The following is a 17,187-nucleotide window of genomic DNA, read 5'->3' on the forward strand; positions in this document are numbered from 1 at the left end:
AGATTTCCTTAAAAAAATGCATTTACTTATGTAAGTTTTTTCCGATCCCAATTGGTTATCTTGTCCTTTTTTTGGGCATAATAAAAAAACTTGCTAAGAAGCAAGTTTTTAAAAATATTTCTTTTCTATTTTTACTGGCTGACTGGAACTTGGACTAAATATCTTTTTCCAGATATACAACAGAGGCCGGTATTTATGATGCACAAGACCTATAAGCTCAGCTATGACTTCTAATAAAACTAATAACCCAGCAACTATTGCAATTGCACCCCATACAGTTGTAGAAGAGAACATTGCAGCTGCAACACTAAATAAAATACTTAATGCGTAAATTACAAGTACTGTATTCCTATGGGATAATCCCAATTGAAGTAGTCTATGATGCAAATGACCTTTGTCAGGGGCAGAAATAGGTTGCTTATTAGCCAGCCTTCTAATAATCGCAAAAGTTGTATCAAATACAGGAACACCTAAAATGATAATAGGTACAACAAAACTAAATAATGTCACACTTTTATATAAACCTAAAAGAGAAAGTACAGATATACAATACCCTAAAAATAAAGCGCCTGTATCTCCCATAAATATTTTTGCAGGGTGAAAATTATAGAATAAGAACCCTATTGTAGAACTCAATACAATTAATGACAATGTAAGTATTAAGATATTTCCATTTAATCCAGCCATAATCGCAATGGTTGAGATGACAATCGCAGATATACCTCCTGCAAGTCCATCAAGACCATCAATTAAATTGATTGCGTTTGTAATCGCTAAAATCCAAAATATAGTAATTGGATAAGCCCACATTCCTAATTCAAATTTACCTAAGAAAGGAATGCTTATAAAATCTATCGTTAACCCAGTTCCTACAATAACTAATGCTGCAATAAGCTGACCGGTAAGTTTCATTTTGGGAGAAATCGTGAATTTGTCATCTATAAGACCCACTATAACGATTATAATTCCTCCAACTGTAATACCAGTAACTGCATTATACTGAAGACCTGCTGTAAAATATCCGGCGACTACCCCTATGACAATGGCAAGACCGCCAAGTCTAGGCATCAGTTTTTGATGTACTTTGCGTTGATCTGGTTTGTCTGTTACTCCTATTAATAACGCAAGCTTTATAACTAACGGTGTTACGAGCAAGACAGTTAGGAACGATATAAAGCATGTTAACAGCAATGATTCCATTATATCCCCTCTTTATAACAATCACATTTTTTAGTCTAATTTATAGATTTTTTTCATTTTATATTTGTCTGTGTACCTAAGATGAAATTATAATCTTAAAAAGGTGATTACACAACCGATAATAAAAAAATTCACATTCTCTTTACACTCTATTTTTCGACAAAAAGATTCATTAGCTGTCCGTTTGTGTTCTACAGGATTGTTTCCCATTTATTATTAACGTCTAAACCAAATAACTGTATTTTTTCTGATTATTTGAAGAAAAGTTACAACTTTTTAAATTCATGTAAAACCGTTAGTTCTCATAATAACATTTACCTATAATGTGATATACTCAGTTATTGTGATAGGGAATAAGAAAGGAGTCTATACGAGTTTCATGTTATTTATCAAAGTACAAAAAAATCTCATTTATCAAGTATTTTTAGCGTCGCTATGCTCAGTTATATTAGGCTGGGTTCTATCAAATAAATTATTCTCAGCTAACTCGGAAAAAGTGCTCCTAGCATGTGTACTTTTTATTACTGCCGTATTAATTTTTATAGTGTTTAAACCGTTCATATATAGCAATTCACCATTAGAAAATTTGCTCTATCTGTTAATTATCAGTTCTTTTTTTGGGCCCGCGATTGCAAGCGTTAATGTAGGTCCATTTAGCTTGTTTCCGTATCGGATTTTATTTTTGATGGTTCTTCCCTTATTTTTTATTAAATATTTTCAAAGAGACGAAATACTAACTTGGTCAAAAATAAAAGTAAAAAATATTATTTGGTTTCATATTATTTGGATCTTTTATGCTCTTACATCTTTAAGTTGGGCAAAATCTATAAAAGCTGGGATCGTCGATTTTATTTTTTTATTTATTGGAATAAGCTTAATCCTTTTCATTACTTTCATATTTAAGAAAGAGCGGGATTACCTTAACCTATTTTATATATGGATTTTCATGTTTTTCTTATTGCTAGTTTTTGGATTAATTAATAATCTGACTTTAATTCATTTTCCTGTCTCAAGATTCTATGGAATTGATACATATCAAAAATCTATTCCTACCTCTGTATTTGCAAACGAGAATGATTTTGCAAGTTTCATATCCATTAGTTTCTTTGTTGTATTAGCTTTATGGAATAACTCCAAAAAATTATTAATAAAAGCAGGAGCAATGGGCATTTTGTTATTTGCCTTATATATAATGTCTTTAACATCTTCTCGAGCAAATTATATTGCAATTTTGATGGGCTTAGCATTTTGGTTTCTGATGTTTACTACTCGTCAAGTTAAACGTTACATCGCTACTGCCCTGCTTTGTGTCAGTACCATCGTAATTGTTCTAATACCAGAGAAAATTTACAGTGGTTTTACTTCTATATTTAGTCTATTAGCTACTCTTACAAATACTGTTGAAGGCAGTTCAGTTAATATCAGAATCAACCTCATAAAAAATTCGATTAACTTCATTAGTGAATCATTCGGTTTGGGTATTGGAACGGGAAATTCAGAATACTACATGAAAGAATTTGGAAAATATCCGACCCATACCATAGTGAATATTCATAATTGGTGGATTGAAACCATGGTTAATTATGGTATATTAATATTTGCTGGTTACCTGCTTCTTTATATGGGTTTAATCTATTATTTATTCTATATCTTTAGAGAGGCTAGCGGTAACAGCCGGATGATTGCTGAGGCACTGTGTACAGCATTAATAGCGTTTTTCCTAGCTAGTATTAGTCCCAGTTCTCAGATTACATTGAATTATTTATGGCTGCTTTTCGCTTTTGCTATAGGGTTTATTAATTATTGGAAATCGAAAGACAAATTCAGTTCTCTCAAATCGGAGGAAAGTATATGAAAGAAACAATACACAGAATTTTAAAACGTCTAAAAAAGTGGTTTTTACTACTCATTCTAATTCCATTTCTTACTGCCGGAACGGCTTATCTCTTTCAAAAACAAGGTCCAACATCATATACAGCTAAGGCAGAAATCCAGCTTGCTAGTTTTAATTTTAAAGATATTGATGTTAAAGTACCCGAATTTACAGATGCAGAATATGCCAAGATATACTTTACAAATGATATTTTAAAGTCATTAAAAGAAAGAAAACCAGACTTGGACATCAATTCTGTCCAGTCTAAACTCAATTTTGTTATAAAACCAGCTAAAGTTTTAGGAATAAGCTACACAGGGGATGAACCTAAAGAAACTGAAAACACACTCAAATTAGTAGTAAATGAATATCTTAGTAACTCAGAAAATAAAAGAAGTGTAATTGAAGCTATATTAAAAGAAGGAAAATCATTGGCTACTCCTGAATCTGAGATAACTGCAAGTGAATACGAACTCATGATACTTGATATTAAGAATGGCGTAAGAGAATTGAAAGAAGTTCAATTAGAACAAGATCAAGAAAGCTCCAGAAATACAGCAGTGTTTGGCTTTTTGATTGGTTTGATTCTTAGTTCTATGATCCTTTTATTACCTGAAATTTTTAGAAAATAAAATTTTTACACACTAATAAACATCTTCTCGTCTAAGGGAGGATGTTTTTTTATTTATTCGTTTCCAGATCCTTAATGATTTCTAAATTGATCCGATACACATTATAGAATAATTACAAATTACCTATTCAAAAATAATGAAAATATGTAATAATTTAATATAAATTGTATATTTTTATTAAAAAATATCAGAAATTGTAGTTTAATCTTCAATTGTTTTTTCCATTTATGGTATTTTTTAAGTATAATATATTTTGTGAGTAGTTACTTGACAAATAGGGGGAGATTTTTTGAATTTTAATAAGAAGATTAATAGATTTTTTGTATCAACTCTATTAATCTCATCAATTGCATTAACACCTGTAGGAAAAAGTTCAGCAGCTGAACCAACCGTTTCAGTAAAACTTCAAAATTACATAGGAAATAAAACATCTTTAGCAATCAACACACAAGGACAATTCAGAATTCAATCAAACGATTCCCTGCGCCTTGATGGGGCAAACCGTTTTGTGGTTGCTTCCAAAATTGCAGCCAATAGCTGGGGAAATGGTGCTGAGACTATCATTCTAGCAAACTATAACGCTTTTGCGGATGCTCTGTCTGCAGCACCATTGGCTTATAAATATAAAGGTCCTATTCTTCTGACTCAAAAAGATTTCCTAACAGGTGAAGCAAAAAAAGACATTCAAACTATTATGCCGAGCCAAGTTATCATTGTCGGAGGGACAGGCAGTGTTTCAGATAATGTAGTCAAAGATATTAAGAACATCAACAGCAATATCTCAGTAAGAAGAATTGGCGGAGCAGACCGTTTTGAAGTCTCACAGAAGATTTCAAGTGAATTAGGTACTCCTGGTACTTCTATCGTTGCAAACGGAATGAACTTTCCGGATGCACTTGCAATTGCACCATATGCTTCCAGAAAAGGATATCCTATTCTGCTAACACAGCCTAATAAGCTTCCATCAAAAACAGCAGAAGCTCTTAAAGCTAATAAAACAACTAAAACAATTGTAGTTGGTGGAGAAGCAAGTGTAGGGCCAACTGTATACTCTAAGCTACCAGGCGCAGACCGAATTGGTGGCGCTGATCGATTTGAAGTAGCTGCAAATATCCTGAAAGAATTAAACATGTCCTCTCATCGTGCCTTCGTTGCTACCGGGCTTACTTTTGCTGATGCTCTTACAGGATCTGTTTATGCAGCTAAACAAAATGCACCATTGCTGTTAACAATGCCTAATTCAGTTCCTAGTGCAACTAAGAACATAATAGATTCTAAAGCAATATCTGAATTTACCGTATTAGGTGGTAGTGCTTCTGTATCAGATACTGTTATGACAAATCTACCAGCGGTGTTAACTCCTGATCAGGATTACACGGTTAAAAAGGATGGAAGTGAGCTCTGGCTTTATAAAGGATCAACAAAGATAAAGGATTTTAATGCATCCACATTTACGCTAGGACCAGATAAATATAGTACTTCTTCAGAAATTAGAATCGATAATAATCTTTCCTATTTAGGTGATATAAAGTTTGCTCTTGAAGGTGGATACATTAGGCCGACAAATGAGAATATTCCTCTAGAAGATTATCTAAAAGGGGTATTACCAGCGGAGATGAGTTATTCGTGGGAAAAAGAAGCGCTGAAAGCTCAAGCTGTAGCTGCGAGATCATTTGTTTTTAGAAAAGGCAATATGGCGATTGATGATAGTCAGGCAAACCAAGTGTATAAAGGCTATATATGGGGACCAAGTTGGTATGCAACAAGCAATCAGGCTGTTGCTGAAACAAAGGGATTAATTCTTACACACCCTTCTGAAGTTTCATCTGCCAATCCAAATGGCGTAGCTCAAGCATTCTATTACTCGTCAAACGGCGGGAAAGTTTTAACAAATAAAAACTCCTGGGGATCTGCTCGACTGCCATATTCTGTTTTAACAGATGATCCATATGATTTAAGAAGCCAAAGCACATTGAAAAATTGGTCGTTTTCAATTACAAAAAAACAGATTGACTCAAAAACGTTAAATACTTTAGACCATACAAAAACAGCAGAACTAGACAACTGGTGGAACAATGCCAAAGAAGCGGACAGCTTTATGGCTAATTTCAAAAACTATTTAAAGTCTTATAAATATATAGCATCTACATCTGACATTCGTATCGCAGATGTACAAGACGTTAACTTTACAACTTCTTTTAATGCTGATCAACTTATTAATGGTAGTATTACTTTTACTTATTACGAAAAAACAGCGAATGGCTATGTAATGGAAACAAATAAAGAAGGAAAAACTGTTTTAAAAACAAATACGAAGACAGTTGAAAGAAGGGCGTATGACATTCGCTCCATGATAGGGACAAGTATTATGCCAAGTCCATATATCAAGAGCTATGCCGAAAATACAGATAAAACTGCCTTTGTTATCAATGGCGGAGGTTTTGGGCATGGTATAGGAATGAGTCAATATGGTGCGAAACAAATGGCAAGAGAGAAACTACCATATACAGAAATACTCAAATTTTATTATCCTGGCACAACTCCAAAAAAATTGTACTAAACTATAGTAAAAGCACACGAGGAAATCGTGTGCTTTTTGATTATGTTTATTTATTATTCTTGGTTTCTTAAAAGTTGATTTTCAGGAACTTTTCTTAAAACACGTGCTGGTGAACCAACAACAAGCTCCTCTTTTTGTACATCTTTGGTTACTACACTGGCTGCGGCTACAGTTCCGTCTTCTTCTATTACTTTACCAGGAAGAATCGTAGAGTTTGCTCCTACTCGTCCTCCATTTTTAATCGTAACCCCTTTAAACTTATCATAGCGTTCTTTTGAACGAGCCATGTAGTTATCATTCGTTGTTACTACGTACGGTGCAATAAATACATAATCACCAAGCTCTGAGTAGGCTGTGATATAGCAGTTTGTTTCCAGCTTACACTTAACTCCTACTTTACAATCGTTTTCTACAGATACCCCGCGTCCTACGATCGTCTTCTCACCGATTGTTACTCGCTCACGAACGGTAGCAAGGTCCGCTACAAAAACATCATCAGCAAGCTCTGCGTTAGCGTAGATGATAGCTGAAGTGCCAATCGTTACACCTGATCCAATAAAAGTAGGCGGAAGCTGTTTGACTTCCGGAAGAATAGAATTTTTAGCACGTGTAGGTTGCTTTCCAATTACCGCATTATCTTGAATCATGCAGTTATCTCCGATTGTTACACCATCATATATAACAACATTATGTCCAATTGTTACGTTCTCTCCTAATTTTACATCGTTACCGATTACAACATTTTGTCCTCTTTGTACTGTCATGATCGACACCCTCTTCCATTAGTATGTAAAACAGTGTCCACCCGTTAAAGGTGAACACCGATTAAATGAATTAGTTATTATTATAAAATTCAGCAATTTTCTTCACAACATATTGCTGTTGTTCGATCTTCAATTCAGGAAACATAGGTAATGAGATAGCTTCAGCAGCTGCTTTTTCTGTAACAGGTAGATCACCCTCTTTGTATCCAAGCTCAGCAAATACAGGCTGAAGATGTAGCGGTTTTGGATAATAAATCATTGTAGAAACACCTTGCTCTTGTAAAAACTTCTGAAGCTCATCACGGCGTTCTACACGAATCGTATATTGATGGAAAATATGGTGGCTGTAATCAGCGATGAACGGCGTCACCACTTTATCACCTAATTGCTCATTCAATAATTTTGTATAATTTTCCGCTTTTTCTCTGCGAAGGTTGCTCCACTCATCAAGGTGTGAGAATTTCACATTAAGAATAGCAGCTTGAAGCTCGTCCAGACGGCTGTTATAGCCTAAAACATGGTGATAGTATTTTGGTTTACTTCCATGAACACGGATAACACGCATTTTTTCAGCAAGATCATCATCTTTTGTAACGATCATTCCTCCGTCACCATATGCACCTAGATTCTTTGTTGGGAAAAAACTGTATGTAGCAGCAGTACCCAGTTCACCAACACTCTTGCCTTTGTATTTTGACCCAATCGCTTGTGCTGCATCTTCCACAATTCCTAAGTTGTGTTTCTTTGCAATTTTAACGATTTCGTCCATATCAGCCATTTGGCCATATAAATGAACAGGGACGATTGCCTTCGTTTTATCTGTAACTGCAGCTTCAATTTTAGTAGGATCAATGTTAAACGTTTTTGGGTCACAGTCAACAAAAACAGGTGTTGCACCAGCACGGGCTACTGCACCAGCAGTTGCAAAGAAAGTAAAGGACGGAACGATGACTTCATCACCAGGTCCTACTTCCATTGCAGTTAAAGCGATATGGATAGCATCACTTCCATTTGCTACACCAATTCCGTGGTCTACATTGCTATAGGCAGCCACATCAGCTTCTAGCTTTTTAACGTTATCACCTAAAATAAATCTTGCATTTGACATGACATCTTCCATAGCAGGAAGGATATCAGCTTTTAGATTTCGGTATTGTTCAGTAAGATCTAACATAGGTACTTTCATTTTTCAGCCTTCTCTCTAATATATTTTATTAAAAACTATAATCTTCAATCAGAATATCGAATTCATTATTTTTTTTCAATCTATGATATTCCCTCATACAAACCAATCAGGCGTTCACTTTCTTTTTCCCAATTGTATCTATCTTCAATAGCTCTTCTTCCGTTTCTGCCCATTTCTGCTGCTTTGTCTGGGTTCGTTAAAATACTTTCAATCGCTTTTGCAATTTCGTCTATATTAAGTGGATCTACACAAATGCCGCATCCATTCTCCCTTACAATGTCTTCCCACAATGGAAAGTTAGAAGCAATCACCGGCAGCCCGGCTGACATGTATTCAAATAGCTTAATTGGGTAAGAAACGACAAAGCGGGGTTCAGGGTGAAGCAATACAAGTCCTGCATTTGCTTGACTTAGCTCTTCTTTAACATCATGACGATTTAAAAATCCAAGAAAACTTACATGTTTCCATCCACTCATCTTTTTCACTTCATCTTCTAATGAGGCGGGTGCAAAAGATCCCCCTAAACGAAATTCTACTGGGTGCATTTCGTTCACTTTTTCCACGGAACGAATCATCTCTTTTATTCCGCGCAGAAGATAGATGCCTCCGAGGTAAACAACACGCTTCTTATTATCTTCTAAAGGCTTAGAAACCTCTTGGATTTCTGAAGTTTTTATCAACTCCTGCAAAAGAGGATAGTTATGAATTGTAATTGAATTTGAATTGTATTTTCTAAAGCGTTCATTAATATATGGAGTAGCTGTAACAATAGCATCAAAGCGTTTCGATGCATATTTCTCAAAATGTTTCGCTGCAAGCGCAACACTTTTACGTAAAGGTCCAGGTATCCACTGCTTGGAAAGGATTTGTTCAGGCAAATCCTCGTGTACATCATAAATTACTTTCTTTCCTTTTGCTTTAAGCTTTAGACCAATTGGTATTAATTCAGAATCGTGAAAATGATAGACATCCGCATCCTGCCGGATAGCCTCTTCATAAACGAGAGAGGTAGTATGAACCATCCGTCTTAATCGATTTGAGGCAGTTGACATGACTCCCTTGATTCTAACACCAAACTGAACAGAGTCTTCAGCGTTCGGGACAATGTATACCACTTCATGCCCCGCTTTTTGTAAGGATTGGCACTCTTTGATTAGAATTCTTGTATCCATAGCAGAATGCACAGAGGTCAAATGACAAATTTTCATTCGTATTCCCTGCCTTTTTTTAATTCCTGAACATTTTCTAGCAGATCATCCACAATTTTTCCCCAAGAGAATTCACGGCAAACGAATTCTCTGCCATTCTTTGAAAGATGGCTATACGCAACTTCGTCTAACTTTGCACAATGCCTAATTTTCTTTGCGATATCTTTTTCATCTTCAGGAGTGGCTATAATCCCGCTACCGTTATCTTCTATCAATTTTGCGCTCTCACCCATGCCACAATACAAAACAGGTACACCGGAAGCGAGAGCTGGAAAGATTTTAGAAGGCCTTGCACCTTGAAACAAAGCAATATTTCTTAATGACACAATACTAAAATCAGTGATCGAGAAAATATTTGGCATTTCAGAAACAGGAACAGAGTCGTGGAAAATGACATTATCAGCCTGAATCTTCTCTCTTAGTTTTAAGAGTTCTTCCTTTTCAGGACCATCTCCTATAAAAAGAAATCTAACCTCTGGATTCGTTTCCTCTACTAATTTTGCAGCCTTTATAACAGAGTCCAATCCTTGGGCATATCCAATGCGACCAGCGAAAGTAAACACTTTCTTTCCTTCAAAGTCTAACTTTTGCAGCCAATCGATATTTTTTTCTCTAGGTTTGAATGTCTCTGTATTGACACCATTAGGTAAAAGAAAAACACGTTCTCTTTCTTTACCCTTTTTTAACATATAATCAGCAATCCCTTCAGTAGCCGTTGCTATCTTCCAGGATTTTTCATACAAAAAAGCCTCAAGTTTTTCCGCCAATTTAATGAATTTTTCATTCTTAAGGATGCCCAGTTCTACTGCTGACTCAGGCCATATATCTGCTACGTTAAAAACAAATTTTGCTCTTTTGAGTTTAGCAGATATATAACCTGTTATTCCTAAAAACAGTGGAGGTGACGTGCAGATGATTACATCTGTTTTCTTTGCTTTCAACATAGAGTAAAACGCACTGAACGTAAATGAAAAATAAGACACCAGCCTTCTCCAAAATGCTCCTTTTGGACTTGGATAAATCCAAGATCGATGAACGGGTATACCTTCGTATTCCTCATACTGATAAAACTTTCCCTTATATTCATCTGGAATAATGCCATGAGGATGGTGCGGAAATGCCGTTATGACTTCTACTTGATGTCCTCTTTTAATTAGTTCTTTACTGACTTCGTAAAGACGGATTTGTGGAGCCCCAACCTCTGGCGGAAAGTGCTGACTTAATAATGTAATTCTCATATAATTACCCTCATTTTTAATCAAACGTTTAATTAAAATGTTGTGCAATCTTTTCGGCTGCTTTTGCATCACCAAAAAGTTTCTTGTAAATAGGAGCTACCTTTTTATTTACAGCTGCAAGAATTTTCTCCTTGTCTGTACCCACGAGAATATTCGCTTCACCCTCGAGTGTCTCTACCCATTCTGTTTGCTCTCTAAGGGTTACACAAGGTACTTCCATAAAATAAGCTTCCTTCTGTACACCGCCAGAGTCCGTTAAAATCTTCTTTGCATTACTTTCAAGTCTTAACATATCTAAATAACCCACTGGTTCAACGATCATTAAATTCGGGATACTGTCAAGACTTAAATTGAGCCGCTCAATGACATGCTTTGTTCTCGGATGCATAGGCCAAACTTTCACTTCTTCGATTTCAGAAAAGGCTTCAAGAATAGTTGAAATCTTCTCAGGATCATCTGTATTTTCAGCTCGGTGAACCGTAATTAAATGATACTCCTTAGTTGTTAAGCCATACGTGTTTAATATATCCGAATTGCTCTCGGCAAGCTGGCGGTTATACTCAACAGCATCATACATGACATCTCCTACATTAATCACATTGTGCATCATGTTTTCGGATGTCAGATTATGAACGGCTGTGTCGGTTGGACAAAAGAGATACTCTGATACATGGTCAGTCATAATACGATTAATTTCTTCAGGCATCTTTTTATTAAAACTTCTAAGTCCTGCTTCGATATGTACAACAGGCACATGAAGTTTAGCAGCTGCAAGGGCACCAGCAAGCGTTGAATTTGTATCTCCATAAACGAGTACATAATCAGGTTTCTCTTCTAGGATGATTTCTTCTATTTTGGCAAGCATCTCTCCCGTTTGTTTACCATGAGAAGCAGATCCGATTCCTAGATGAAAATCCGGTTTAGGAATATGTAGCTCTTCAAAAAAGATATCAGACATATTTTTATCGTAGTGCTGGCCTGTATGAATAATCAGCTCTTTATGATTCTTTCGCAGTTCTCGCGAGACAGGAGCTGCTTTTATAAATTGAGGTCTAGCTCCTAGTACGGTTAAAAACTTCATGTTTTATATTCTCCTTCAAATTTACTCTTCTCCATATATACATAACAGTTTTCGCACGCCTCTTGACCAAGGTGTCCATTTCTTTTGAAACCCTGATTATAAACATTTACCAACTATTGTTGACGAATAAAACCGTTCTAAAATCAGGAAAAGAGATACCCAAATGAATGGTTATCTCATCCTGTCCCTCTTATAGCAAATGATATTTTTTAATAGATGGAGCTTGTTCTTTTAATGCATTACGAGTATCAAAGACTACAGGACTGTTCTCTGCGATCATATTATAATCAAAGCTTGTATGATCTGTCGTAAGCATAACGAGGTCCGCACCTTGTAATAACTCTTTTGAAATTTCATGTGTTTTGTACATTTCGCCATTAAGCTTAAATTCTTGTACATGTGGATCAACCACAACCCAATCAGCACCAGCAAGCTCGAGTTTTTCTAGAATTGGCAATACTGGTGACTCGCGCATATCATCGATGTCTTTTTTATAGGCTACACCGAGTAAAACAACCCGTGCACCATTTAAGGCTTTTTTATCTTCATTTAATATTTTCATCACACGGTCTAACACAAAGTCTGGCATCGCATTGTTGATTTCACCCGCTGTTTCAATCAAACGAGTGTGGTAATTATACTCACGCGCTTTCCATGTTAGATAAAACGGATCGATTGGAATACAATGTCCACCAAGTCCTGGACCAGGGTAGAATGCCATGAAACCATAAGGCTTTGTTGCAGCAGCATCGATAACTTCCCACACATTGATCCCCATCTTTTCACAAAGAATAGCCATTTCATTAGCTAACCCAATGTTAATGTTACGGAATGTGTTTTCCAAAATCTTTTCCATTTCGGCAACCCGAGGGCTCGATACTTCGTGAACATCACCTTCAAGCACGGAACGGTACATAGCAGCAGCAATTGACGTACACTGCTCTGTGAGACCACCAACGACTTTAGGTGTATTTTTCGTATTGTATACTTTATTCCCTGGATCAACACGTTCAGGTGAATAAGCTAAGTGAAAGTCTTTTCCTGCTGTTAGGCCTGTTTTTTCAAGGATTGGCTGAAGTACTTCTTCCGTAGTTCCAGGATAAGTTGTACTTTCAAGAACAATTAACATGCCCGGATGAATAAATTTAGCAATTTCAGTTGCTGAACTTTCCACATAAGAAGTATCAGGCTGCTGATATTTATCTAATGGTGTAGGTACACAAATTGCTACAGCATCGACTTCTTTTATAAGAGAATAATCAGTAGTTGCTCGAATTTGCTTAGAAGAAGTTAGCTCAGCTAATTCAGCGTCAACAACATCCCCAATGTAGTTAATACCGTCATTCACCATTTGTGTTCTTTTTTCTTGCACATCAAATCCAATTACTTTATATCCTGCTTTTGCTTTTTCAACAGCAAGAGGTAATCCTACATAACCTAAACCTACTACACCGATAGTCGCTGTTTTTGATTCGATCTTTCCTAATAATTCCTTTGAAACTGTACTTAATTCCAACTCGTTAGACATCAATATATTCCTCTCTTTCAGGGGGGAGTTTCTTTATAATTTTACTGGTTTATTGGTATCTGCAGATTCATATAAAGCCAATACGAGACTTAATGCTCGTCTTCCATCTTCACCAGTTACAATTGGCTCACGATCTTCCTTAATCGCTGTTACCATATCTTCAATGATGCATTGATGTCCTGGCTTTCCAAATGGGTCAGCTTTAACAGATTCCATAATATCAGTTACTTGAGTTTCATCCATCTCTTTGACATCCCAATGTTGAATATAATTAGCTGTTTTTCCGCCAATTTTTATTGTACCTGTTTCACCGAATATGCTCAAAGATTCCTCATAATTCGTAGGATAAATAGTAGTTGCAGCTTCTATAATACCCAATGAGCCATTTTTAAAACGTACTACACCGGTTGATACGTCTTCAGCTTCAATATTTCGTAGTCTTGTCGCTGCCATACTATAGACTTCATCAACCTCGCCCATGGACCATAATAGCAAGTCCAAGTTGTGTATCGCTTGATTCATTAATACACCGCCATCAAGAGACTTAGTGCCTCTCCATGGTGCTTGGTCATAATATTCTTGATTTCTATTCCAGCGAACAGTAGCATTCGCATGACTCAGCTTTCCAACTAGATCTCCGTCCAACGCCTTTTTCAACTCCATAATTGCTGGGCGAAAACGATTTGGATGGACGACAGATAACTTCACGTTGTTTTCCTTACATGCATTAATTATGGCATCCGTATCTTCAAGTGTTAAGGCAATTGGCTTTTCGACAACTACATGCTTTTTCGAATTTGCGATCTGAATGGCAATAGGTGCGTGATAGCCACTTGGTGTGCAGATATTTACTACCTCAAGCTCGTCCAATTTTAATAGCTCGTCCAAATCAGTATACGGTTTAGCGCCGTATTTCTCTGTATAGTACTCCATGTTTTCCGGTATCATGTCACAAACAGCAATGAGCTTTGCGCCTTCAGCCTTTTCGATGGCCTCAGCATGTTTTTTTGCGATGTGACCGCAACCGACTATGGCGAAATTAGTCATCTAGATAACTCTCCTTTTAAAACCAAATGTTTGTTAACTAGTTAAATCCAAACATAATTTTATACTAATTAACAATAATATCAATAAAATTAATTCTCAATCTCATACTACTAAACATCATTTCGTTAAACATTTCACATTTTTGACTTTATTAGTTTACCCCTTAGACAGGTATTTTCTTCCTCTTTTAGATATTTTTTATCATTATCTTGCACGTATTTTCTGTAGAAGTGTTTTATAGATCAGAAAATCACTTTTCTTTATAAGAAGGAAGTTTGAGTAAGATTCACCAGTCAGTCTTTTAAATATAACGATTTTCAAGATAAAACTAAAGAAATACGTAATCGTAGTTGAAACTGCAGCCCCCGTAACGCCGAATTTTGGAACCATAAATAAATTAAGAATGACATTGAAAATAACATTATAAATGGATAACCACATGTTTAATTCAGGTCTACCTCTTCCAGCAATATCGTTAGAGAGGACCTTTTCAACAGCGAGTAAAGCAAAGCCAGGTAGCATAATCTTTAACAATAACGGGGTTTCAACATACCCTTCATTGAAGATAGTAAATACGATAAAATCTGTCATAAAAAAGACCGTAGCAGCCATTAGAATCGTTATCAAAAACACGTTCCTGCTCACGATTGAAGTAATCCGATTACGGTCAGCTTCAGAATTTGTAGAGCTGATTTTTGGATACAATACACTTGAAAAAGAAACAGCGAATATCGATAGACGTTCCCCTAAGTTCATCGCCGCGCTATATCTTCCTACTGCGCTTCCTGTTGTAAAATAGCTTAGAATGAACACAACAGTTCGATAGTTTAAAAAACTGGCAAAATTGCTTACATGTGCCTTAAGTCCATAATTTACAGACTTCCTAAAGTATTCCCATGAAAAGCTATTCCATCTAAAAGAAACTTGATGATGACGTATAAGCTTCCAAATCATGGTGACAACCGTAATGGCATTACCTAGTATAAAAGCTGAGAGTGCGCCCCTTAGCCCTAAGTCTAAAACAATGACAAATAATACCGCAAAACTTAAGATAGATAGCTGATTTTGAACCATAAGGGTATTAAATGCCTTGAAATCTTGGAGTCCCTGAAAAACGGTCTGAAAGTACTCTCTTAAAAATAAAAATGGAACCGACAACAAACTTAAATAAACTAAACCTATTGGAGCATCTTTAAACAATTGTTCTGAAAAAAACATTACAGCGATTAAGCCAACAAGAATACTTATTATACTTAATAATGTTCCAATAATAATATTGTTGTTAAATACCGTGTTTAAATCCACTTCTTTTCTGCTAACAAAATATATAGTTGAGGTATTTACACCCAATGTCAGAAATGTGAGTAGAACCGTTGGAAAAAGCGTAAGTATGGTGTAGTTCCCGAACCCTTCATCCCCGAGATATTTTCCTAGAACAGATAACAAAAGCATTCCTATTACAATATTTGATACTTGCCTTGTAAACGTAATGAAACTATTTTTTAGAAAACTGCGATCTGTACTCATTGATTACCTTCCCTCAAACTCTCTTAACGATTTTGCATATTGAGTGTAATTTGTTTCAGAGAAAAAGAATTCTTCCCATTTCTTATAAGCCGCCAGTCGGTAACTTTCTCTTTTTTCTTTGCTTAAAGATGCAAATTGATCAATATCTTTAGCCAATTCCTCAACATTGAAATCTTTTTCGATAAGTTTACCGTTTCTTGAGTCAACTAATTCCCTCGTACCTCCAACATCAGTTGCAAAAGAAGGAATGCCAAAGCTGTAGGCTTCCATAATTGATACAGGAATACCTTCACTAGAACTTACATTGATAAACAAATCAACAGGGTGACTCTCATAATATTTCAACACTTCAGCGTTCTTTTTTCGCCCAAGGAATTCCCATTGAATGTTAGAAGGCACTTCCTCTTTAACCTTTTTTTCCAATTCCTCTCGTAACGGTCCATCTCCAATATGAGACCAAAAAATCTTTTGTTCACATCTCTTGAGCGTATCGATTAATAAGTCTAACCGTTTAACTGGAAGCATATTGGAACAAGAAACAATTCTTAATACTCCATCTCTTGAAGGCATAGATTCTCCTGCTGCAGCCTTCGTTCCTAGCCTGCTCACGGTAAACTTATTTGAGACATTAGGATATAACCGTTTTAAATAGTCACTTCCATCTTGTGAAATAACAAATACTTTATCTAATCGTTTGACCGTTTCTTTTTGAGCTGGCATATACGGTGTACGATGCCGATATGCATACAGGTCACCCCCATGAGCTCTACTAACTATCTTCATTGAAGGCTCCAGTTCCTTCAACATAGCCAGAGCAGTAGCAGAAGGTCCTAACCAGTACGAATAAAATACAGTTTCTGATAACTTGTATTGATTATCTTTAACTATCTTAGAAAGTTGATTACGTATTTCGACAGCTAATCCAATCCAGTTGGCAACCTTTAAAGAGGCAGATAAATATTTAGGAAAAATATATTTGAATTCTCTTACAAACCATTCTTTACCCTGAGAATCCCATAACATCTTTTTCATTAAGTCTGTCTTTTTAAGGGAAGAAGGCGAAGGGTTTAATTTATATACTTCTGTATTTTGGGGTGTGCCTCTCTCTATTACAGAAGAATCGTCTATAAAATTAACAGGTATTATATGTACATTTTGAAATTCATTGCACAAATACTTTATTTCAGTTTCAAGGAATTCTTCTCCGGGAGGAAAAGGAAATCGACTTGATAAGATTACTAAATGTTGATTCTTGTCTGATTTCATTTTGTTTTGACTCCTATTTATTTAAATAATTTCAACTATCATAACATATCTCCGTTTATTCATTTCCCTATTATACT

13 protein-coding genes are annotated in these 17,187 nt (G+C 35.9%); 3 read left to right on the forward strand and 10 right to left on the reverse strand.

Annotated elements, in window-relative coordinates:
* Positions 1-108 precede the first annotated feature (108 nt).
* Positions 109-1,200 carry a glycosyltransferase family 4 protein gene (locus KUV80_RS10445; protein WP_222462652.1) on the reverse strand — a complete coding sequence of 364 codons (1,092 nt, stop codon included), beginning with the start codon at positions 1,198-1,200 and terminating at the stop codon, positions 109-111.
* Between the two features lie 379 nt (positions 1,201-1,579).
* On the opposite strand from KUV80_RS10445, the gene KUV80_RS10450 reads away from it, so the two are divergent.
* The 3 genes from KUV80_RS10450 to KUV80_RS10460 all read left to right on the forward strand — a co-directional run bounded on the left by KUV80_RS10450 (position 1,580) and on the right by KUV80_RS10460 (position 6,265).
* Positions 1,580-3,055: an O-antigen ligase family protein gene (locus KUV80_RS10450; RefSeq protein ID WP_222462653.1), complete on the forward strand. Its 1,476-nt coding sequence runs from the start codon at positions 1,580-1,582 to the stop codon at positions 3,053-3,055.
* A complete protein-coding gene (locus KUV80_RS10455) occupies positions 3,052-3,705 on the forward strand; it encodes a hypothetical protein (RefSeq protein WP_222462654.1) in 654 nt (217 codons plus the stop codon). The genes KUV80_RS10450 and KUV80_RS10455 overlap by 4 nt, the downstream gene beginning before the upstream one ends.
* A 289-nt stretch (positions 3,706-3,994) precedes the next feature.
* Positions 3,995-6,265, forward strand: a complete 2,271-nt coding sequence (locus tag KUV80_RS10460) for a cell wall-binding repeat-containing protein (protein ID WP_222462655.1) — start codon at positions 3,995-3,997, stop codon at positions 6,263-6,265.
* 53 nt (positions 6,266-6,318) lie between these two features.
* Here the strand turns inward: KUV80_RS10460 and KUV80_RS10465 are convergent, their stop codons facing one another.
* The 9 genes from KUV80_RS10465 to KUV80_RS10505 all read right to left on the reverse strand — a co-directional run bounded on the left by KUV80_RS10465 (position 6,319) and on the right by KUV80_RS10505 (position 17,110).
* Positions 6,319-7,029: an acetyltransferase gene (locus KUV80_RS10465; RefSeq protein WP_222462656.1), complete on the reverse strand. Its 711-nt coding sequence runs from the start codon at positions 7,027-7,029 to the stop codon at positions 6,319-6,321.
* Between the two features lie 70 nt (positions 7,030-7,099).
* Entirely contained in the window at positions 7,100-8,215 is a 1,116-nt protein-coding gene (locus KUV80_RS10470; protein WP_222462657.1) for a DegT/DnrJ/EryC1/StrS family aminotransferase, read from the reverse strand.
* A gap of 80 nt (positions 8,216-8,295) precedes the next feature.
* Positions 8,296-9,423, reverse strand: a complete 1,128-nt coding sequence (locus KUV80_RS10475) for a glycosyltransferase family 4 protein (RefSeq protein WP_222462658.1) — start codon at positions 9,421-9,423, stop codon at positions 8,296-8,298.
* The gene (locus tag KUV80_RS10480; RefSeq protein ID WP_222462659.1) at positions 9,420-10,661 is read right to left on the reverse strand and encodes a glycosyltransferase family 4 protein; all 1,242 of its coding nucleotides are present in this window, start codon (positions 10,659-10,661) and stop codon (positions 9,420-9,422) included. The genes KUV80_RS10475 and KUV80_RS10480 overlap by 4 nt, the downstream gene beginning before the upstream one ends.
* 28 nt (positions 10,662-10,689) lie before the next feature.
* Positions 10,690-11,742 (reverse strand): non-hydrolyzing UDP-N-acetylglucosamine 2-epimerase, encoded by a 1,053-nt coding sequence (wecB, locus tag KUV80_RS10485; RefSeq protein WP_222462660.1) that lies wholly within the window; start codon positions 11,740-11,742, stop codon positions 10,690-10,692.
* A 190-nt stretch (positions 11,743-11,932) separates the two neighbouring features.
* Positions 11,933-13,270 (reverse strand): nucleotide sugar dehydrogenase, encoded by a 1,338-nt coding sequence (locus KUV80_RS10490; protein ID WP_222462661.1) that lies wholly within the window; start codon positions 13,268-13,270, stop codon positions 11,933-11,935.
* Positions 13,271-13,303: 33 nt separating this feature from the next.
* Positions 13,304-14,317: a Gfo/Idh/MocA family protein gene (locus KUV80_RS10495; RefSeq protein WP_222462662.1), complete on the reverse strand. Its 1,014-nt coding sequence runs from the start codon at positions 14,315-14,317 to the stop codon at positions 13,304-13,306.
* Positions 14,318-14,521: 204 nt separating this feature from the next.
* Entirely contained in the window at positions 14,522-15,844 is a 1,323-nt protein-coding gene (locus tag KUV80_RS10500; protein WP_222462663.1) for a flippase, read from the reverse strand.
* A gap of 3 nt (positions 15,845-15,847) precedes the next feature.
* On the reverse strand, positions 15,848-17,110 hold the full coding sequence (locus tag KUV80_RS10505; RefSeq protein WP_222462664.1) for a glycosyltransferase: 1,263 nt from the start codon (positions 17,108-17,110) through the stop codon (positions 15,848-15,850).
* Positions 17,111-17,187: the final 77 nt, after the last annotated feature.

The sequence above is a fragment of the Fictibacillus nanhaiensis genome, assembly GCF_019801215.1.
Lineage (GTDB): Bacteria > Bacillota > Bacilli > Bacillales > Fictibacillaceae > Fictibacillus > Fictibacillus nanhaiensis_C.